At 35.9% G+C, this 21,570-nt stretch carries 19 protein-coding genes and 1 pseudogene; 8 read left to right on the plus strand and 12 right to left on the minus strand.

The window, feature by feature from the left end; translation table 11 throughout:
* The first annotated feature begins 46 nt into the window (after positions 1–46).
* Positions 47–1,147: a hypothetical protein gene (locus AC1RNE_RS19585; RefSeq protein WP_492803308.1), complete on the plus strand. Its 1,101-nt coding sequence runs from the start codon at positions 47–49 to the stop codon at positions 1,145–1,147.
* Here AC1RNE_RS19585 and AC1RNE_RS19590 read toward each other — a convergent pair.
* The 4 genes from AC1RNE_RS19590 to AC1RNE_RS19605 all read right to left on the minus strand — a co-directional run bounded on the left by AC1RNE_RS19590 (position 1,104) and on the right by AC1RNE_RS19605 (position 3,838).
* A complete protein-coding gene (locus AC1RNE_RS19590) occupies positions 1,104–1,793 on the minus strand; it encodes a hypothetical protein (protein ID WP_492803309.1) in 690 nt (229 codons plus the stop codon). The genes AC1RNE_RS19585 and AC1RNE_RS19590 overlap by 44 nt on opposite strands.
* A gap of 11 nt (positions 1,794–1,804) precedes the next feature.
* On the minus strand, positions 1,805–2,173 hold the full coding sequence (locus tag AC1RNE_RS19595) for a GntR family transcriptional regulator (protein WP_309919152.1): 369 nt from the start codon (positions 2,171–2,173) through the stop codon (positions 1,805–1,807).
* 1 nt (position 2,174) lies between these two features.
* Positions 2,175–2,939, minus strand: a complete 765-nt coding sequence (locus AC1RNE_RS19600) for a hypothetical protein (protein ID WP_492803310.1) — start codon at positions 2,937–2,939, stop codon at positions 2,175–2,177.
* 65 nt (positions 2,940–3,004) lie between these two features.
* Entirely contained in the window at positions 3,005–3,838 is an 834-nt protein-coding gene (locus AC1RNE_RS19605) for an ABC transporter ATP-binding protein (protein WP_492803312.1), read from the minus strand.
* A gap of 238 nt (positions 3,839–4,076) precedes the next feature.
* Between AC1RNE_RS19605 and AC1RNE_RS19610 the strand changes: the two genes are divergently transcribed.
* Positions 4,077–4,277, plus strand: a complete 201-nt coding sequence (locus AC1RNE_RS19610) for a hypothetical protein (protein ID WP_309919161.1) — start codon at positions 4,077–4,079, stop codon at positions 4,275–4,277.
* Between the two features lie 471 nt (positions 4,278–4,748).
* Here the strand turns inward: AC1RNE_RS19610 and AC1RNE_RS19615 are convergent, their stop codons facing one another.
* A complete protein-coding gene (locus AC1RNE_RS19615; protein WP_492803314.1) occupies positions 4,749–6,014 on the minus strand; it encodes a dipeptidase in 1,266 nt (421 codons plus the stop codon).
* A gap of 125 nt (positions 6,015–6,139) precedes the next feature.
* Here AC1RNE_RS19615 and AC1RNE_RS19620 point away from each other — a divergent pair, with 125 nt between their 5' ends.
* A complete protein-coding gene (locus AC1RNE_RS19620; protein WP_492803316.1) occupies positions 6,140–7,066 on the plus strand; it encodes a carbohydrate kinase family protein in 927 nt (308 codons plus the stop codon).
* Between the two features lie 64 nt (positions 7,067–7,130).
* Here AC1RNE_RS19620 and AC1RNE_RS19625 read toward each other — a convergent pair.
* From AC1RNE_RS19625 to AC1RNE_RS19640, 4 genes and pseudogenes are all read right to left on the minus strand, one after another.
* Positions 7,131–7,448: pseudogene (locus tag AC1RNE_RS19625) on the minus strand (putative toxin-antitoxin system toxin component, PIN family); the annotation flags it as partial.
* A 97-nt stretch (positions 7,449–7,545) separates the two neighbouring features.
* A complete protein-coding gene (locus tag AC1RNE_RS19630; protein ID WP_492803317.1) occupies positions 7,546–7,770 on the minus strand; it encodes a DUF8507 family protein in 225 nt (74 codons plus the stop codon).
* Between the two features lie 165 nt (positions 7,771–7,935).
* Positions 7,936–8,961, minus strand: coding sequence for a 3-dehydroquinate synthase (gene aroB, locus AC1RNE_RS19635; protein WP_492803319.1), 1,026 nt, complete (start codon positions 8,959–8,961; stop codon positions 7,936–7,938).
* A gap of 112 nt (positions 8,962–9,073) precedes the next feature.
* Positions 9,074–9,841 (minus strand): DeoR/GlpR family DNA-binding transcription regulator, encoded by a 768-nt coding sequence (locus AC1RNE_RS19640; protein WP_492803320.1) that lies wholly within the window; start codon positions 9,839–9,841, stop codon positions 9,074–9,076.
* Between the two features lie 213 nt (positions 9,842–10,054).
* Here AC1RNE_RS19640 and AC1RNE_RS19645 point away from each other — a divergent pair, with 213 nt between their 5' ends.
* The 3 genes from AC1RNE_RS19645 to AC1RNE_RS19655 all read left to right on the plus strand — a co-directional run bounded on the left by AC1RNE_RS19645 (position 10,055) and on the right by AC1RNE_RS19655 (position 15,463).
* The gene (locus tag AC1RNE_RS19645; RefSeq protein WP_492803322.1) at positions 10,055–13,069 is read left to right on the plus strand and encodes a SusC/RagA family TonB-linked outer membrane protein; all 3,015 of its coding nucleotides are present in this window, start codon (positions 10,055–10,057) and stop codon (positions 13,067–13,069) included.
* Positions 13,070–13,169: 100 nt separating this feature from the next.
* Positions 13,170–14,489: a RagB/SusD family nutrient uptake outer membrane protein gene (locus AC1RNE_RS19650; protein WP_492803324.1), complete on the plus strand. Its 1,320-nt coding sequence runs from the start codon at positions 13,170–13,172 to the stop codon at positions 14,487–14,489.
* Between the two features lie 248 nt (positions 14,490–14,737).
* Complete coding sequence (locus AC1RNE_RS19655) at positions 14,738–15,463, plus strand: GAF domain-containing protein (RefSeq protein WP_492803326.1); 726 nt, start codon at positions 14,738–14,740, stop codon at positions 15,461–15,463.
* Positions 15,464–15,622: 159 nt separating this feature from the next.
* Here AC1RNE_RS19655 and glmS read toward each other — a convergent pair whose 3' ends face one another.
* From glmS to AC1RNE_RS19670, 3 genes are all read right to left on the minus strand, one after another.
* Positions 15,623–17,458: a glutamine--fructose-6-phosphate transaminase (isomerizing) gene (gene glmS / locus AC1RNE_RS19660; RefSeq protein WP_492803327.1), complete on the minus strand. Its 1,836-nt coding sequence runs from the start codon at positions 17,456–17,458 to the stop codon at positions 15,623–15,625.
* Positions 17,459–17,619: 161 nt separating this feature from the next.
* Entirely contained in the window at positions 17,620–19,185 is a 1,566-nt protein-coding gene (locus tag AC1RNE_RS19665; protein ID WP_492803329.1) for a DUF4270 family protein, read from the minus strand.
* Positions 19,097–19,906 carry a glycogen/starch synthase gene (locus tag AC1RNE_RS19670; RefSeq protein ID WP_309919185.1) on the minus strand — a complete coding sequence of 270 codons (810 nt, stop codon included), beginning with the start codon at positions 19,904–19,906 and terminating at the stop codon, positions 19,097–19,099. The genes AC1RNE_RS19665 and AC1RNE_RS19670 overlap by 89 nt, the downstream gene beginning before the upstream one ends.
* Positions 19,907–20,261: 355 nt before the next feature.
* Here AC1RNE_RS19670 and panC point away from each other — a divergent pair, with 355 nt between their 5' ends.
* The gene (panC, locus tag AC1RNE_RS19675; protein ID WP_492803332.1) at positions 20,262–21,098 is read left to right on the plus strand and encodes a pantoate--beta-alanine ligase; all 837 of its coding nucleotides are present in this window, start codon (positions 20,262–20,264) and stop codon (positions 21,096–21,098) included.
* Between the two features lie 104 nt (positions 21,099–21,202).
* Positions 21,203–21,553 carry an aspartate 1-decarboxylase gene (gene panD, locus AC1RNE_RS19680; RefSeq protein ID WP_492803334.1) on the plus strand — a complete coding sequence of 117 codons (351 nt, stop codon included), beginning with the start codon at positions 21,203–21,205 and terminating at the stop codon, positions 21,551–21,553.
* Positions 21,554–21,570 lie beyond the last annotated feature (17 nt).

The following is a 21,570-nucleotide window of genomic DNA, read 5'->3' on the forward strand; positions in this document are numbered from 1 at the left end:
TTAGATTTAAGCTTTGAGCCATGAGATTTTCTTAGATTTTACTAGATTGACAATAGACGATATAATTTTAAAAATTGCAGATTTACAGATGTCTGCTGATAGAACATATTTCCCTGAAGGCATTTTTGAGTCTTTCAGGGAAAATAATATTTTGCATTATCGTCGTCCAGATACTAATGTTTTTTTTACAACTATTACCGTTTTTACGTTGAATAGCATCAAAGAAAACCTATCGCAAACTTCACAAACACTTATTGGAAAAATTACTGAAAAAGCGATTGGCACTTATCCACTTTTTCAGAATAAAGATGGACTGAATACCTATAACTTCTTTCAAACAAAACCGTCTCAGCATTTTCCTCATGGCAATATCCTCCATAAACTGAATCACTTTAAAATTCCTGATGATATTGACGATACTTCAATGGTTTTTTTGACGAAGCAATTTTCACAAGAAGAAGCCATTGCTTTGAAAGATAAACTAGTAAAACATTCAAACGGATATACGCAGACCATTGAAAATACCTTTGAGGAATACAAAACCTTAAAGGCTTATTCTACTTGGTTTGGTAAAAAAATGTATATTGAATTTGATGCCTGTGCTTTATCAAATATGATTTATTGCTTGCTTTCTTATGATATAGCACTCGACCAACATGGGGAAGATGCTGTAATATACCTTCAACAAATTATCTTATCGAATCAGTATATCAATCAATCTTTTAGAGTAGCACACCACTACGTCAGAACACCTATCATCATGTATCACATAGCTAGGTTAATGGCAAAATTTAGGATTGAGGCTTTAGAACTTTGCAGAGAAAAACTAGTAGCAGATATGTTGGACTATTTGAAGCAGCCAGATTTAGCTTTGATGGATAGAATCCTCATTGAAACAAGTCTATTGCGCTTCAATATCTCCTTTGAAAAAACCGAGCTTGTCGATTTCTCAAAGGAGATATTTACAGGTTTTTACTTCTTTATTGCAGGGTTGCTGACAGCCTACGAAAATCCGATATTGTATAAAATTGCTTCTTCAAAGATATTTCATATCAATTGGACTTGCGAAGCACATTGTTGGGCTTTACTAGCAGAATGGATGACTATTTCTTCACAAAAGGATTCATCGCATTGCCTTCAATCGTGATACTAGCAGAATCACTCAAATCAAATTTAGGTGATAGCAATGCAGTTTTATTCAATGATAAAGTAGATTTACCTTTCAATGAAATGTCCGAATTAGCAACCTTTGAATCTTTTAGATGGAAATGATAGTAACGATCCCAATCATCCCTCCAATTGTGTTTAACTTCTGCATTGTCAGCTTTGATGTTTACCGCCGTTAAATCACAATTGTTTAGCGTTAAGTCTCCAGTGGCAGTACTATTTACAGCTAAATTACTGTTGGCAAATTTGGTACTTTTACCATTAATTTTTACCGATATTTCATAGCCTTGTAAAGAAATAGCAGGAATTTTAGGAACAGTAATAATTATTTTTCCATATATTTCTGAGCTACTATCAATCTTCAATGACTCTCCTACAACTTTAGCATTAGGCACGTTCTTGATACTGTATTCAGTGCCTTCTTCTATTTCAACATTAATATTATCATAATCTTCTAGTGATATCAATTCAAGGTTATTAAATGGTTTTAGTTTAATAACTTGTTTTGAAATATCAATTTTAGCAACCTTGTTGTTGTATTCAGCTTTAAGCAATATCGTAAAAGAGGTCATACCAATTACTATTATACAAGCCAAAGCTACCAATAATTTATTTGATGTTTTCATAAGGTTTGTGCTTAAAAATTAGCTGTTTTAAATGCCTCGAATCTGTCTTTAATAAAATCAAAATCTAGCCCTAACAAATGAATATTTTTAAAGAATACTGGTAATTCATTTCCTAAGAACTCTTCTTTTCTAAAGGCTAGTACTTTGTCTTGGGCATCATCTGATACAAAAAATCCCATGCCTCTTTTAGTAAAAATAATTTCCTTTTGTTGCAAGAACTCGTAGGTTCTCATTACCGTATTAGGGTTTACTTCTAACTGAACAGCTAGTTCACGAACTGATGGGATTTTATCGCCAATCATCCACTGTTTCAGTAAGATACGCTCACAAATATACTCTGCTATTTGGAGGTAAATTGCTTGATTATCTCTGAATTCCATGTTAAACCTCCTTTTCTTTTAATTTAAAATAGGCTATTATTGCTATCACTGGTGCTAGTAAATAATAGAAAGCATATTTTGAGCCATCCATCATGAATTGGAATTCACTTGAAAGATGTTGTCTATTATGATCTCCCATATCAATGTTATGTGAGCCTGAACCAATGATGATTTTGTACAACAAATACTGAATCAATCCCAACGATGCTAATATCAAAAATCCTGTAAAGGCTGTTTTGATATAAGACATCCTGCCAAAATAAATAGCACCTAATATCACAAACATCTGTAGGGCAACCCATACGCATATTAAGAAACTATAATCTTTATAAGAATCTAGTACCATAGCATACAACATTTCGTTGTGGGGATTGCCCGAAAGCTTTACGAAAGCGCCATCAACCAATCCGAAAGTAATTGCATAAACTACAGGAAAGGCAATGAGTGCATAAAACATACCAGCAGTGATTTTTTCAAAGTGCGATGCTGGCGTCATTAAGAAACTCAACGTCTGACTATTGTTGCCAAAATCTTTGAAAAGATAATTTGAAAATAATGTTCCTCCTCCCAAAAGACCAATAATAAACATCATTGTCTGCATGCCTCTTTTTAGCATATAATCATTTTCCGCGTCAAAATTGATGGAATAAATTACCGCAGTAATACAGACAAAAATGACTAGTCCCATCAGAAATATAAACTTGTTTTCAGTCCATTGTCTTTTCACGAGGAGTGAAAAACGACTGTAATCAAAAAAGTTATTCATAGTATTTTGCTCTAAGTTGTTGGATAGTCATATTCGTGATGACTATTGAGTTAAACAGATAAAGGCTATTGAAAGATGTCTTTAATAGACTGACGATTGGCTAAAGCAGCATTGAATAATAATTCTAAATCTACTTTATTATTTTCGTGACCATTATTAGGCATCACCACTGAAAATCCTCTTATCGAATGTTCAGAATACAAAACTTTCTCATGGTCTGTCACTACAGAAACCGTTTTGAAAGATAATTTTTCAGAAATTTCTTCAGTGGTTGCATGCAATAACACTTCCGAACCGTCTAGGATAATGATAGGGTCTATCAAAGAATCTAAATCTCGTACTTGGTGTGTCGAAATCACAATAATACGTTCGTCAGTAGCCACAGAAGCAATGATTTTACGAAACTGACTTTTTGAAGGAATATCCAAACCATTGGTTGGTTCGTCCATAATCAATACTTTAGTATTTGTTGCCAAACCAAAGCCAATCAAAGCCTTTTTCTTTTGCCCTAATGATAACTCCGTAAACTTCTCGTTATCAGAAATCTGAAATTCTTCTAAATATTCCAAAAATTGTTTTAGCGAAAAGTTTGGATAAAATGGCGAATAAGTAGCTACAAAATCCTTGATTTTTACTGGTGGTGTATAAAATTCTTCAGGCAAAAAATACATCTCTTGTAAAAAACTAGGCAGACGGTCTTGAGCTTTATAACCATTTACGGTACAAGAACCTTCGGTAGGAAATAACAAACCCGCTATATTTCTAAGTAATGATGATTTTCCTGCCCCATTTTTACCAAGTAAGCCATATACGTTTCCCGCAGATAGGTTTAGGTTTAAATTTCGGAATACAGGTTTTCGTTTTCCATAATTAAACGAGAGGTTGTTTATTGATATCATATACTGTATTAGTTTAATAGTACACTACAAATATAATACAATAGGTTTAGTAAAAACAAATTGTGGAGATTGAAAATGGAGGAATGGTTTTTTTATATGATAAATGGTGGAGGAATAATATTTATTTAATCTCCTCAAAATAATAGAAGGATGTGCTATTAAGACTAAAATGGAGCATCTCTTATTAAAAAATATAATGCAATAAACTTATTACGAATCATCTAAAACTTCAAACGCTATGCAAACACAAGCACACACATTACCAGCAATTTTATCATTTTTTATTCCAGGCTTAGGTCAGTTAGTCAAAGGACAAATTATCAAAGCAATTATTATATGGGTAATAGCTGGGGTAGTCTCTTTCTTTTTCTGGTGGACATATATCATTCCATTTATTGTTTGGGCTTGGAATGTTTATGATGCTTATACTGATAATTAATCCCTTTATAGATGAGTTATGGCAAATTTAAAATCATAAAAAGCGGTCAAAATTAGTTTTTTGACCGCTTTATGATTTGGGGGCAATGCCTATTATTACATTGTGTATCAAAAACAAAATTACCTTAACAAAATTACCTTTCTATTAGCAGGTGACTTAAGTCCTATTGATTACCCACATCTTTTAAAAAGTTGAAATGAAGATGTAATTATTGATAAAATTGGTTCAAATAGACTTAAATCGGCTTTCAAATCGAGCTTTGGTCACCTCATGTCACAGCCTGAATACGTGAAGTTCTTATTCCTAGCGAGGGACTTAAGTCCCTCGCTAGGAATAAGAACTTGATTATTAGTTATTTATATACTTGTGGATAATCACTAGGACTTAAGTCAACAGCTAATAGAAAGGTGATTCACCTATACAAGTCTAAAAACTTTGTTATTTAAGAGAACATTCTTGATAACTCACGTTTTACATTCCCTTCGCTACCTCCGCTACTTTATTCCATACCCTAAACACATTCTTATAACAAATCTTTTCAATATCCTTTTCGGTATAACCTCTTTTTAATAATACATAAATCAGATTAGGCAATTGCGAACAATCTTTTAAACCGTCAGGCAGGGTTGGACCTACACCATCGAAATCAGAACCTAGTCCTACGTAATCTATCCCTGCAATTTTCTTTACGTGGTCAATGTGGTCGGCTACTCTTTCCACATTCGTTAGTGGTGTTGGATGAAGTTTGTCATAATCCGCCTCATAAGCTTTAGCAGCCGAATCTTTAGGAACTAAATTATGCTCTTTTTGCCATTGACGTAAATGCGTTCTTTTGGTTTCGTAAGTTTTGTTAGAGACAGAATCCAAGAACATCGAAGAGTAGTTAATCATAATCACGCCTCCTTTTTTAGCCATTGCCTTTATCAGGTTATCTGGGGCATTTCTAATAAAACCAGGGGTAAAAGTTCTACAGGAAGAATGAGAAGCAATGACAGGGGCTTTGGAAAGCGCTACAACCTGAGCAAAAGTTTCATCAGAAATATGCGAACAGTCGAGCATAATACCCAATCGATTCATTTCTCTGACCACTTGTCTACCAATTGGGCTCAATCCTCGCCACGTATTAGTAGTGTCATACGAGGTATCACAAATAAAATTATCTTCCCCATGGCAAAGCGTAATGTAGCGTATACCTCTATCATAAAAATACTGCAAATTCGCCAAGTTGCTTTCTACAGGCGAACCGTTTTCCATCCCCATTGGCAATGAAATCAAGCCTTTTTTAAAGTTGGCTTCTATATCAGCAGGAGATTTTGCCAGGGCAAATTTATCAGGGTATTGTTTTACCAAATTCTCGACCATATCAATCAGGGAATCTGCTAAGGCTTTTGAAAATCCTTTTTTACGTTGTAAATCCGCAGGTACGTAAATAGACATAAAAGGAGCTGTTAAACCACCTTTTTTAGCACGGACATAATCAAAATCTCCGCCAGCTGTTTGTACGGAAACATCTTCCATCTTGGCGTGGAGGCGATAGGGCAAGTCTACATGCCCATCAACGATGATGTATTTATGGGCCAACTCATCCGCTTTTTTGCGAAGTAAAGCCTCTTTATCATCTGTTCGATGTATCGTTGGGACATGCGTGATTTTCTTCTTTGGCTTTCCAAATGATATTCCCTGAGTCAATATCAAAAAAGTGAACAAAGCAATTGAAAAGTAGTTTTTTAGCATCATATTGTCGTGAAGGTTTTATTATTAAATCTACTCAATTTTTACAGAATTATCAGTAATTTGCACGGATAAAGCACTAAAAATTATTGAATATTTGGGCTTTAATCCAGCAATCCATTTTTATAAATATGAAAAAATATGCATTACTTTCGGTTGGTGAGCTCTTGGCCGACTTTATTGGTACGGAAATACAAGAAAGTATTCTTGAAACTTCTACTTTCGAACGGTTTCAGGGGGGAAGTCCCGCTAATATGGCTGCCAATATGGCTCGTTTAGGGATGAATACCGCCTTGGTTTCCTGTATTGGCAACGATAATATCGGTATTTACCTAAAAACAGAAGTAGCCAAAACAGGAATTGACATCAGCCACATAGCCATTGATGATTTTCAGCCGACAAGTATTGTAGTGGTTTCTCGAACCAAAGGCACGCCAGATTTTATTGCCTATCGTACGGCAGACCGTATGCTTCAACCAGAGCATATACCTGATAGTTTATTAGAAGCCTCCACTATTTTTCATACTACTTGTTTTGCATTGAGCCAAGACCCTGCCCAAACTACTATTGTGGATGCTGCCAAACGAGCAAATGCACTTCATTGTAAAGTTAGTTTAGATGCTAATTATGCCATACAAATTTGGCCAGATAGAAAACAGGCTTGGGAAACTATTTCAGCCTATTGCTCACATGATGCTTTGGTAAAATTAAGCGAAGATGATGCCGAAAGAATATACGGACATAAAGTATCAGAAGCACAAATCCTGCAAGATTTTCATGCGATGGGAGCAGAGCTAATTTGCCTAACCAAGGGCGGAGATGGCTCAATCATTTCTACTGAAAAAGGAACAAAGCAAATAACATTGGGCGTAAAACCTCTCGAAGTAGTGGATGCAACAGGAGCGGGTGATGCGTATTGGGCAGGCTTTCTGACAGCCTATACTGAAGGAGCTAGTCCAGAAAATTGTGCAAATGCTGGGGCTAATTTAGCAGCTTTAAAACTGGTAACTAAAGGGCCGTTGCCTGCGAAGGTGGATAAGGGGATTTTGTATGTGTAGCTAAATCAATCAGATTCTACAACTTTTTAAAAAGTTGTAGAATCTAGTCTTTATACTTTGGAAACTAGATTTCTGCAAGTACTTCTTTAAACTCAACTGTTTTAATTCTTGTGACTAAAGGGAATGATATTTTTTCTAAAATGTTAAAATGATTATCTTCTGAAACAAGATAATGGGCATTAGCTGCTACTGCACAATCAAAAAATTTATTATCATCAGGGTCTTGTTCTATGGCATTCCATTCATAAAAACGAATAATTTGAATTACGTTTTTACTCATCATTATCTGTGTTAAGGTGTTTTCTGCATCTTTTACTGAAAAAAACCTTTCAATAATTTCAGCATATTCATCTAATATGTCAGTAGTAACACATAACTGGTATTTTTCTTGTAAAAAGGCTTACCAAACCCAATGAAATGGAGATTTTCTAGAAATACTTGCTACTAAAACATTGGTATCTAAAACAATTCTGAGCATATTAACGTGCTTTTCGGTCGTGCCCTTTTAATATTTTCTCAAAATCTTCATCAGTATATTCTTTATTAGCAACAGATTCATCCAAATACTTTTGCATCTTTTGATGATTAAAGTCAATTAATAATTGCTTTAACTCATCCAAATCTTGCTCATCATATTGTTCTTTTACCACTTGTAAAACTAGCATCTGAGCTTGAGTTAAGGGAGTTTTTAGGGAGTTTCTCATTGCTTTTCCGTTTTTACAAATATAACTGTTTTAGAGGGCTTTCTAAGCTTAAAATAAGTTATTGATTTTTGAGAAGCATTTAATGTATATCTGGTATTTCTCAAACTTCAGATTAGACAACTTTTCAAAAGTTGTCTAATCTTGGCAAATCTAAGCTCAATAAACCTACCCAATATAATAAAGTAAAGCTTCTTTCATTTCGCTGGCCGAAACTGAAATGTCATAAGTACATTTACCAATTCCTTCTAATAACGAAAATCTAATTTCTTTGCCTTTATTCTTTTTGTCTTGTGCTGTTAATGCAATAATCTCTTCTAGTTCACTTTCTTTGATGGTCGCTTTTCCGTACACAGCAAAGATAAATTCCTCAATTTTTTCCAATGATTGTTGGTCAATCATGCCTCTTTTGAAAGAAATATACGCTTCACAAATCATTCCTGCTGCAATGGCTTCACCATGTAGTAAGTGCAATTTGGGCTTGCCTAAATAAAACGTTTCGATGGCATGCCCCAACGTATGACCAAAATTCAATATTTTTCTTAATCCTTTTTCAGTAGGATCTGCTGCTACTACTGCCTCTTTGATGGCTACAGAATGTGCAATTAAGTCAGCAAAGTTCTGTTCTTCAAAATCTATTTTTCTAATTTCATTCCATTTGTCAGCATCTTGTATCAAACAATGTTTGATAATTTCACCAAAACCCGAACGAAGCTCTTGCTTAGGTAAAGTTTTCAAGAAAACGGGGTCAATCAGAACGGCATTAGGTATTTTAAATACTCCAATATGGTTTTTTAATCCTTGAAAATCAATCCCAAGTTTTCCACCAACACTAGCATCTACTTGTGACAATAAAGTTGTTGGAATTTGAATAAAATCAATACCACGTTTATAAGTAGCTGCACAAAATCCCCCCATGTCTCCAATTACGCCACCACCCACATTGATTACTAAACTATGCCTGTCTAAAGATTGATTCGTTAGTCCTTCCCAAATAACCTCGCAAGTACTTAAATTCTTATTGGCTTCACCCGATTTTATTTTTGTTAGCTGATGCTTAGGTAATAGAGGCTTAATGATAGGATAGCAATTACGATGCGTTTTTTCATCGACAATCACATGAATTTTGGTGTATTGGTTTTCAGCCAGAAATGCTGGGAGACTTTCGGTAATATTGGAAATAATGACAGACATTTTTGATTTTGATTAACGTTTGAGTTGCCCTTCTGGAAGCACAAGGCTAGTCCACATAAAATATGGCTACAAAATTAATCAATTATTTTCCATCAAGACTTACCTTTTTTATTTATAGGATGTATTTTACCAAATCATGATAAGGTTTCAATAATTCGTGGCTCGGCGAAAGTTCGGTAATCAAGTAATCTATTTCATTTAAAGTACACACACGCAACCGCAAATCAGAATTTAGTTTTTCTGAAATAGTAGTAGCCACTACTTGTCTTGATGATTTTATCATCGCCTTTTTAACCTGTACTACCTCATAGTCTGAATCACTGATTCCTTCGGGGTCGAAGCCATTAATACCCAAAACGCATAAATCAGCTTTGATGTCATTAATTTTACTGACAACCTCACCTCCGACGCTGATTTTAGAGATATTGGAGATTTTCCCCCCTAAAAAAATTACTTCTACATTCGGATGTTCGGCTAATTCCAAAGAGATTAGTGGGCTTACGGTAAAGAATGTCACATGCAAATTATTAGGCAACTGATTCGCAATGGCTCGCATAGTAGTTCCTCCGCTGGTCAGGATAGTCATTCCATCCTTGATTAGCTTAATCATTTTAGTAGCAATTACCTTCTTTTGGTCATAAGCATACGTATCCGCTTGGGTAGCCGAAACATTATATGATTTTGATAAAGCACCACCATGCACCTTTACAATTTTATTGTCGGTAGCCAATTCATTCAAATCACGACGAATAGTGTCTTCTGAAACATTCAGAATTAAACTGAGGTCGGAAGAAAGTATTTTATTATGAAGATTAATCTGGTGGATTATTTGTAACTGCCTTTCCTTTTTTAACAAAACTTTACTTTCTAAAATACTCATGCGTTTTTTTGCGGGTTTTTGATTGAATTTTTGAAAATTAAACAGAAATAAGTTGAAATTTTACGATAAAAATAATGATTTTTGAATTATTTTATTATTTTTGTTAAAAAGTAATTTTAATTATTGCATGAATTCGCCTACTATTTTACTTTTATTGCGGATAAAGATGCATAAAAAGGCATTTAACTCTTCACTCAACCCCCAAAAAATCAAATGAAAAAACATTTCCTATCTACTTTGCTTGGGCTGTTTGTCATGATGTTCTCATTGAACGCTTTGGCACAATCCATTGTCGTAAAGGGTAAAGTTTTGGATGAGAGTAACGAACCCTTAATTGGCGCTTCTGTCATCTTAAAAGGTACTCAAATTGGTACTGCTACGAATGTTAATGGTGAATTTACGTTAAATGTCAACGTAAAAAGCGGAAGTTATGATTTTGAATTTCGTTCGGTAGGTTTTCGTTCGGTCATCAAAAAAGTAATTATTGGCAAAGAAAGCCCAATCGTATTGTCGGTTCAATTACCAACAGATGCACTTGGACTAGATGAAGTAATTGTAACGGGTACGTCAGTAGCCACTAGCAAAAAACAATTGGGTAATGCCGTTACTTCATTAAAAGCATCAGATTTACAATATTCAGCAGCTACTTCTATTGACCAAGCTTTGTCTGGTAAAATTGCTGGAGCACAAATTACACAAAATTCTGGAAACCCAGCAGGGGGTATCAGTGTTCGTTTACGTGGGCCAAGTACAATTGTGGGTTCTTCTGATCCTTTATATATTGTAGATGGTGTAATTGTAAACAATGATTCACGTGAACTATTGGATTTAGGAGGGTATGCTCAAAACCGTTTGGTTGATTTAAACCCAAATGATATTGAAAGAATTGAGGTGATTAAAGGTGCTGCTGCTGCTGCCATTTATGGTTCAAGAGCCAGCAACGGGGTTGTTCAGATTTTTACCAAAAAAGGAAAAGATGGCAAAGCAAGCGTTAGTTTCTCCTCTACTTTCAGAGTAAGTGAAGTCCGCAAGACCTTGCCTTATAATACTTATGGAAAAACTTTCGTCAATACTGTTACAACAGATTTAACACAAACAGATGTAACACGTTATGATTTCCAGAAAGACATTTTCCGTCAAGCAGTAGGAAACGAGCAGTATTTGTCAGTTTCTGGCGGTAATCAAAATTCTAATTATTTCTTCTCTGGCTCGATGTTCCAGAATCAAGGTATTGTTAAAAGCTCTGATTTTAATCGTGCCAATGTAAGAATGAGAATTGGCCAGCATTTGAACAAATGGGCAAGCCTTACCATAGGTGGAAATTATACTTATAGTAGCTCAAATGAAATTCCGAACGGAGGTATCAACGAAGCCTACGGAGCTTTAACAGGATTTATCTTCTCGAATAACTTTGTGAATCCTGCTAAAAATGAAACAACAGGCGCTTATCCATCTACAGCTCCAACCGCAGTAGTTCGTAGAACAAACCCTTTGGAAGCTATCGACCGTTTCAAGTTTAAACAAAGTACTTCTCGTTTTACGGGTGATGTACAATTAAACCTTACGCCAGTAGAAGGACTAGGGATTGACTATACCTTTGGTTTAGATACTTATACACAATTGGGTACTGCTTATATTCCTCCAGTAAACACTACGCCAAGTTATGATGCTGGTTTGTCTCGTCGTGCTGATGCCAATGTGTTACAACTGAATAATGATTTGAATATTCGTTACCAAACTAAAATAGGTGACCTTATCGAGTCTACTACTGGTGTAGGTGGAACTATTCAATACGACCGTTCGCAGACTACTTCTATCAATGCACAACAATTGGGTATTTTTGGAGAAACCGTTAACAATGGTGCTTTGATAGTAGCAGGGGAAAGTCGTGCAGAGAGAGCTTTCGCAGGTGTTTTTGTACAACAAACTTTTGGAATTGCTAATAAATTATATTTGACAGGGGCTGGTCGTTGGGATGCTGCCTCAGTATATGGTATCGATAATCGTTGGCAGTTTTATCCTAAAGCAAGTGCTTCATACGTAATATCTAATGAAGAATTCTGGAAAAATAGCTTAGAGGATATTTTACCCAACTTTAAAGTAAGAGCGGCTTGGGGACAAGCAGGTAACTTAACAGCCATTGGTGCTTACGACCGCTTTACAAACTATTCACCCGTTACGACAGGTGGTTTAAATGGTTATTTAGCTCCATTAACTTTAGGAAACTTTACAGTAAAACCTGAAAGACAAACGGAATTAGAAATCGGTACAGATTTCAGTTTATTGAAAGACCGTATCGGGGTAGAATTTACTTATTACAACAAAGAAGTAAAAGACCTAATTCTGAACCGTACATTAGCGCCAACTACTGGTTATAACAACCGTTTTGTAAACATCGGTACGATGACTAACAAAGGTTTTGAAGTAATGGTACGTGCTATTCCGATTCAAAATAAAAATGTAAAATGGACTACTACTATCACTTACACACAAAATAAAAACGTAATTGATGGGGTAGAAGGCAACGGAGTACTACCATTTGCAGGTGGATTCAGCCAAGTGGCAGCCGTAAATGGTTATTCGCTAGGTGCTTTTTATTCAACATTCTTCGCACGTAAACCAGATGGCACTTTATTATTAACTCCAGGAGGTTTACCTCAACGTGAAAGAGGAACACAATTAGCCAATGGTCAATATACAATTGGTAGAGATGCTAGTGGACAACCAAGCGGTGCTATTTTAAGTAAAGTAATTGGTAATCCAAACCCTACTGCGGTGTATTCATTCATCAATGAAGTAGAATACAAGAAATTCACTTTCCGTTTGCAGTTGGATGCTATGCAAGGCTTTGATGTATTTAACTTTACTCGTAGAGTTGGCGAACGTGATTTATATGGTGGCTTGGCAGGTTATGAACCAGAATTAAAAGGGCAAGTGCCAAAAGGTACAAGTGCTGCCTTGTTTAGTATTTTCGAAAATTATATCGAAAAAGGTTCTTTCGTAAAAGTAAGAGAAGTCTCTATTTCGTATATGGCTACTCCTAAAGCGTTGGGCTTGAAAAACATCCGTATTTTATTGGCTGGCCGTAACTTATTATCATTCGATAACTACAGTGGTTACGACCCAGAAGTAAACGCCGCAGGGCAGTCTAATGCTGTGCGTGGTTTCGACTTTGTGGAGGTACCTATCCCACGCCAATACTCTATTGGTTTAACAGCTAATTTTTAGGGAATCAATGAATTTTAAAATGTTTAATTAGGATAAAGTTTTAACAAATTGACCAACTCATTCTAAAAATAGATTATTCATTTTTAATTAAGAATAGACGATGAAACTCAAGATAAAAATATTTACAACCAGCCTTTTAGTCGCTTCAAGTATGATGCTGACTAACTGTAGCATGGACATTAAGAATCCGAACGGCCCAACAGACGCTCAGATTTTATCAACACGTGACGGACTTATTACTTTAAGTGTGGGGTTACGTCAGAATTATTCAACTACAGCATTGAGTGCCTTGATTTTAACCCCTGGCACTACATCACGCGAAATCAAAGGAATTACCACTTTTACAAACATCATTGAAATAGAGGCAGGCGGAACCGCTTTGCCTACATTCAATGGTAACGTATTAGGGGTATGGTCTAGAATGTTTCGTATCATGGGCATGGCTGATGATATTATTGCAAGTGCTCCTGGAGCTTTAGCAAGTGATGCTGCCCTTAAAAGTGGTATTGTAGCCCATGCTAATTTATTCAAAGCAATGGCATTAGGTGGTTTAGCAACTTCTTTTGAAAAACTGCCTTTACAAACAGATAAATTAGGACAAGCCATTTATTCTGACCGTACAGAAGCATTAAAACTGGCAGTAAAATTATTAGATGAAGCTGTGACAATGGTGTCGACGACAGCCCCTTCGGCTGAGTTTAGAACAAAAGTAACAGGAGCAGACTTTGACCTTATTAATACCATTCAAGCTTATCGTGCAAGATATAACATAATGCTTGGCAACTTTGATGCAGCCATCGCAGCCGCTAATGCGGTGGACTTGTCAAAGAAGTCTTCATTTGTTTTTTCTTCACAAAGTCAGAACCCAATTTATACAGCTACGCAAATCAGCAAAGATTATGCTCCGCGTGATAACTTTGGTTTACCTACAGCTTTGGTTGATGCTGACGACAAGCGTTTGGCTTTCTATTTAGCTACGCCAGATGTAGTAGTAGGAGGGGAGAAGTTAAAAAGACTCGTAGGCTTTTTTGATGCCGTTGATCGTCCTATTCCAGTGTATTTGCCAGATGAAATGCGTTTAATCAGAGCAGAAGCTAATCTTAGAAAAGCTACTCCAGACCTTGTAACAGCCTTAGCTGATATCAATGCCGTAAGAACACAGGCATCTGGCGATGCTTTTGGCGTAAATGCAGGCTTATCAGCTTATACTGGCGCTGTAACAAAAGATGCTTTATTAATTGAAGTATATAAACAACGTTCTGCCGAGTTGTTTATGACAGGATTAAGATTAGAAGACAGTCGCCGTTTTGGAAGACCTGCTCCACCAGCAAGTTTGATAGAACGTACTCGTAATTTCTATCCCTATCCTGACCAAGAAAGGTTGACGAACCCAAATACGCCAACCGACCCAAGTATTTAATCATCATAAACTAATATATGCCAGATAATAGGGCAAGCGAAAGCTTGCCCTTTATTGTTTTATTAATATTTATTAAAACTATTCCATGTTTTTAATGTATATTTATTTAGTGTTAACTATTTTTTCAATCAAGCTCACCGTAAATTATTACACTTAACAAAATTAGCTTATCATACCAATACCTAGGAACTAAAAAAATCTATAGCCTTCCTTCATCAGCTTGATAGAAGAATGGATTAAAATTGAATATGGATAAAGACCAAACTGAAGGAGAAAGGCTTAAAGAAGTACGTCGTTTTTTAGAATTGGATTTTAGTAAATCATCAGATTTGCAGGATATTGTAGACTTAGCCGCACAGGTTTGTGATAAACCTGTAGCACTTATTACGCTTTTGGATGAGAAAGTAAGCTGGGTAAAAGTAAGGTCTGGTCGTGCGTTTGATGTGGTGCCTAGAGAAACCTCATTTTGCAAATTCGGTATTGAACAAGACGATATTCTGGTAATTCCAGATGCTTCAAAAGATAAACGTTTTGATAAAAACCCTTTGGTGCAGTCAGACCCTAATATAAGATTTTATGCAGCAGCCCCCTTGATTTTAAATAACGGACTTAAACTAGGAACATTATGCTTGTTTGATTCAAAACCTAGTGAAATTAATTTCATACAAGAAAAGGCTTTAGCTGTACTTTCAAGGCAAGTAATGTACCTTATGGAATTAAAATTAGGGCAATTATTACTAAAAAAACAATTAGAACAAACAGAAGCCAGAAATGAATCCTTAAGGAAGATAGCTGTCATGCAATCTCATGAAATTAGACATCCACTTACGTCAATTATGAGTTTAGTTCAGTTAATTAAAGATAAGCTATACGCCGTAGATGAACATTGGTTAAGCATGATGATTGAAGCAACAAACACTTTAGATAATAGAATAAAGGCTATCGTTAAAGAAACTACTGCTGATAGAAAATAATATTGTACATCAAGATATTTTCAAGGGCAACTAAAGATGTAATAAAAGAATATAAACAATAATAAAAGACCGTTAGGGCTTTTTCCTAACGGTCTTTTGTCTAACGCCTTGTTTCTAAATTTCCTAACAATCTTTTGTCTAGCGTCTTGTTTCTAAAAACTACTCTACAGTAACAGACTTAGCCAAGTTTCTAGGTTGGTCTACATTACAGCCTCTTAATACCGCAATATGATACGATAATAGTTGCAATGGAATAGTTGCCACCAGAGGAATCAAAGCCTCGTGCATAGCAGGGATTTCGATGGTATAATCTGCCATAGTTGGAATCAATTTATCGCCTTCTGTTACAATGGCAATTACTTTCCCTTTTCTAGCTTTTACTTCTTGAATATTCGATACTACCTTTTCGTAAGAGCTATCTTTTGTAGCAATAAATACAACAGGCATTTCTTCGTCAATCAAAGCAATAGGGCCATGTTTCATCTCAGCAGCAGGATAACCTTCTGCATGGATATAGGAGATTTCTTTCAATTTCAACGCCCCTTCTAATGCTACAGGAAAGTTATAGCCACGACCAAGATAAATAAAGTTACGCGAGTCTTTAAACTGCTCGGCAATTACTTTGATTTTCTCATCTGTTTTCAGAACAGTTTCTATTTTAAAAGGAATACGTTCTAATTCAAACAACAATCTTCTGAAAGTGTCTTCGTGTAAAGTTCCTTTTTTGCGAGCAACGGCAATGGCCATCATCGCCAGCACTGTTACTTGTGCTGTAAAGGCTTTGGTAGAAGCCACACCGATTTCAGGCCCAGCATGCGTATAAGCACCTGCATGGGTAGCTCTTGGAATAGACGACCCTACTACATTACAAACACCAATGATGGTTGCCCCTTTAGACTTTGCCAGTTCAATCGCTGCTAGGGTGTCGGCTGTTTCTCCTGACTGCGAAATAGCAATCACAAAATCGCCTTCTTTGATGATCGGGTTACGATAACGGAATTCAGAAGCATATTCTACTTCTACGTTAATACGTGCCAATTCTTCAAAAATATATTCTGCTACTAAACCAGCATGCCATGATGTACCACAGGCTACTATCACGATTCGCTTAGTCTTCGCTAATTTTTCAACATAATCACGTAAACCGCCCAATACTAAAAGTCCACTATCAGCATTCACACGACCACGCATACAGTCGGCTACCGAACGAGGTTGCTCATAGATTTCTTTGAGCATAAAGTGTTCGTAACCACCTTTTTCAATCGCTTCAAGCTCTAATTCTACCGTTTGGATATAAGGTGATTGAAGGATATTATCAACGTTTTTCACTGTTAATTCTCCATCACGCACTACTGCCAATTCATAATCATTCAAATAAATTACTTCGTTGGTATATTCTATAATCGGCGTAGCATCTGAAGCAAAAAAGAATTCACTATCACCTACACCAATTACTAACGGAGAGCCTTTGCGGGCAGCAATTAATTGAGAAGGATTAGTAGCATCCATAATAACGATAGCATAGGCACCTACTACCTCTTTCATTGCCAAACGAACAGCTTCTTCAAGCAAACAGCCTGTATTTACTTGTATATCTTCAATAAAATGGATGAATACCTCTGAATCTGTATCAGAATAAAAAATATGACCTTTCTTGAGAAGGTTTTTCTTGATAGAAGAATAATTTTCTATGATACCATTGTGAATAATGGCTAAGTTTTGGGAAGCAGAGTAATGTGGATGGGCATTTACGTCGTTTGGTTCGCCGTGGGTTGCCCAGCGTGTATGCCCTATACCAATGTTACTATGAAGGTTTTCGTTTTTAAGGGCTTCTTCAAGGTCTTTTACCTTTCCTTTCTTTTTGTAAACATTTAGTCCATCGTTCAATAAAGCAATACCCGAACTATCATATCCACGGTATTCTAAACGTTTTAATCCCTTGATAATTAAAGGATAGGCTTCACGATGCCCAATATAAGCCACAATGCCACACATATATTTATAGTTTAATTGGTTATCACTATTGCTCCTTAATTAATTATTTAAATCATTAATCTGGTTACAGAAGAAATAGTCAGTAATATATTGCCACAAAAATAGAGCGGAGAATCCATATTATGGTTCTCCGCTCCAGAATAATTTCAAGAAATTACAGATTATTTTGTAACGTAAGTATAATAGACTTTTAGCTTGATGTTATTACGGTCGAAAATCGCACGTGTAACATCAGGGTTTAGTACACTTTTTCCTAAGGCAGGACCCCTTGCGCCAGTAGTAGAATTTGTTGCAAATAGCGTAGGAGTAATAATCCAACCATTACTATTTTTTCTACCCGCTAAAATGTTTTGTAAAGAACTCGTCACATTAAAGGAATACTCATTTGTCCTGCTTGCGTAAGATGCTGTCGTACCTTCACCCAATACAAAAGAAAAACTGCCTTCACCCGTCGTTGTTGTTCTGAGTGGTCTATTGGCAGGCGTTGTTTCTACTAGTATCAAATCAGTTGGATAAGTATATCCCGCTGGATTACCTTTTGGCTCAAGAATTAATTGAGCTTTGTTGATAGCGATGTCTTTATTATTTTTTAGTTTCAATAAACTTGGGAATTTCACTTTTATCCCAACTCCTGTACCCGACTGTAAATAAGCTTCATTATTAGTCTGGCTACTTGGTAAAATATCAGTTGCCTTAGTTAACTTACTGATTGTTGTACCAGTACGAGTAGGCGTTATTTTATTGAATCTTGCATTAAAGCTAGTCCCGTCAGCATTTGTAATAGCCACATAAAAATTATTAGATTTTGTGGTATCAACCGTCAGGGTACTATCCGCTGTATTGGCTGTATTTCTTATAGTATAGGTATATTTATAGTGATAATAAAGTTGCATTTGAACTCCTCCAGACGAGAAACCAACGATTGCTGCATTATTATTACTTTCCGAAACCAGTGCTAAGCCCCTTACAACTTCTTTGAACCCAGTACCTACTAATGCTTCAGTTTTAGCGATGTCTCTTTGACCTTCTAAAAATTTCACAAAAGATGGCTCGGTGATGGGTATTCTAAGCGAGTCAAATTTACCTGTTGTACCCTGAATTACTCTTTTATCTCTGATAGGGCGAATTTTTACATTATTTAATTGACCAATCGGAGTAGGATTCAACGCTGGAGCAGTACTGTTGTTATAATAAACAACGGTAGGGTCGAGGGTCGCAGTTGATGCTAATTGATATAATTTGAAACTCTGATTTTGAAGCGTATCTCCTTGAACAAAACTATAAGGTAAAATCAAACGAATAGAGTCATTTTTAGAAGGATACGTTATCCATTTTACATTACTTCTTCCAGCAGTATCAACGTTAGAACGTATGGTATCGGCTGTTAAGTTTGATATCTGGAAATAGGCTGTAGCTTGTACAGCACCCAAAGTAGGATCAATAAAACGACCAACCAAAAGATTACCTGTACTATAACTAGCGATAGAATCTAATAAAATGGTAGAAGCATCCACTGTTAAAGTATCAGTATATAATAAACCAATGTCTTCAACAAAAACATCTGAACCTACCCCTTTAGGGTCTTCGCAGGCAGACAAAATTGCTAAAAAAGAAAAGAAAACACCAAAAATGAATGCTTTACGCACTTGCCAACTCCGTGTAAATATTGTAGTAACTGTCAATACTCTCTTCTGGAACGTATTCCAATTTTTTTGCGGGTAATTCATTAAAAATAGTGTTAAATTTCTCAGATACTTCTTCTTCCATCGTAATTACGACGTCGGCATATTCTACGCCAATCTTAACAAAACCTTGATAATCTGCTGATTCTAAACTTCCCAGCATATCATCTTCAACATTCAACATTTTTACTTTGTCATATAGCCCTTCAAAAGCAAATTTATGAGCAAAGTCGTTGTTGAAAACAGAAAATACCGTTTTAGAATCTTTAAACATAGGGTCGTTTCTGTAAGTAGTCTTTAAATACAAAGGTATTAAAGCCGTCATCCAGTCGTTACAATGTACTATATCAGGAGACCATCCCAATTTCTTTACAGTTTCAAGCGCGCCTTTACAGAAAAATATTGCACGCTCGTCGTTATCTGCATAAAATCTGTCTTCTTTGTCGGTAAAAACGTACTTTCTTTGAAAATAGTCTTCGTTATCGATAAAATATACCTGTAATTTTGCCGATGGCAAAGAGGCTACTTTAATTGTTACGGGCTTATCGTCGTCACCAACTGGTACCGTAAACCCAGATAACCTTACTACTTCATGAAGTCGGTTTTTACGTTCATTAATTAACCCGAAACGAGGTACTAAGATTCTTATTTCAAACCCTTTTTCCTGCATAGCAGCAGGGAGTTTTCTAACAAAATTAGCTACTTGAGTCGTAGAGAGAAAAGGGTCAACTTCACTGGCAACGTAAAGGATACGCAATTTAGACATTGTTGTCGTTGTTAGGAGCTTTGATGTTGTTAAAAAGTGTTAAAGGGGCATAGTAGTTCATGAAGTTGATGATTTTATTGAATGAAATCTTTCGATTTCACCAAAGCAATAAATACTTATTTGCCAGAATCTAAACAACCAACATTCTTGACTGAATTACCTAAAAACTACTAAAACAAAAAGTCAAAGCAAGAAGGATTCACATAAAAATTATGCAAAAATATAAAAAAAATACGGAAATTCCACAAAAAATTGAACGTGAATGTGTTTAGAATGAATAACAACACGTATAAAGTTGTATCAATGACACAATTTTTTGTTCATTTAAACCCGAAAAATTAAAGAATAGAATATTATGCAAGTATTTTTTGAGATTAAGACTTTACAAGCATATTTACAAAATCAGCGTAAGTCAGGAAAAACAATAGGCTTTGTGCCTACCATGGGAGCCCTCCATCAAGGACATTTGTCGCTGATTGAAACCGCTAAAAGCCAAAATGATGTAGTAGTGTGTAGTATTTTCGTCAACCCCACCCAATTTAACAATCCGCACGATTTAGCGGTATATCCCCGTACATTAGAGGCTGATTGCAAAATGCTTGAAGAGGCATCTTGTGATATCGTTTTTGCTCCGAGTGCCTCAGAAATGTACCCGAGCTTACCCACCTTAAAATTTGATTTTGGTACACTTGAAAATGTAATGGAAGGAAAGTTCCGACCAGGGCATTTTAATGGCGTTGGTATCGTAGTTTCAAAATTATTTAACATTGTACAGCCAAATAAAGCGTATTTTGGACAAAAAGATTTACAGCAATGTGCCGTAATTAATTGTTTAGTCAAAGATTTAAGCTTTTCGCTTGACTTGGTGATTTGCCCTACGCAAAGAGAAACCGATGGACTGGCGATGTCTTCAAGGAATCGGAATTTAAGTGAAGAGCAACGAGTAATAGCTCCAGAGATTTATAAATCTTTATCGGCTGCTGGTGAATTACTACAAACTAAATCATCTACAGAAGTCAAACAGTTTGTAACAGCCTATTTTGAGGTAATTGAAGATATCGAATTAGAATATTTTGAGATTTCAGACTTTGAAACCTTATTGCCTATTGAGGAACTTTTGGAGGGAAAAACGGCTTTGTGTATTGCGGCTTTCTTGGGCAAAACCAGATTGATTGATAACATAATTATTTGAAATAGTCAATCATTAGGAAGCAGTAAAAATAATCTATCTTTGTAGCATAATTTTCAAAGAGTAGGTTAACACTGTTTGATATTCACGTTTATTAAAAAATTATTATGTTTCTTCATGTAATGAAATCAAAGCTCCATAGAGTAAAAATTACTCAAGCGGAGTTGAATTATGTCGGAAGTGTCACGATTGACGAGGATCTGATGGATGCCGCCAATTTGCTTGAAAATGAAAAAGTACAAATTGTAAATAATAACAATGGCGAGCGTTTTGAAACGTATGTAATTAAAGGAGAGCGTGGTTCAGGTACTGTTTGTTTGAACGGAGCCGCTGCCAGAAGAGCCCAAGTTGGCGATATTGTTATTATTATTGCTTATGCAATCATGACAGATGAGGAGGCTCGCGTGCATAAACCGAGTTTGGTCTTTCCTGATGATAACAACAGATTGGTAAATTAGTGTGTTGCTGTCTTTCT

This window comes from Arcicella sp. GW822-FHT02H01 (genome assembly GCF_058802005.1).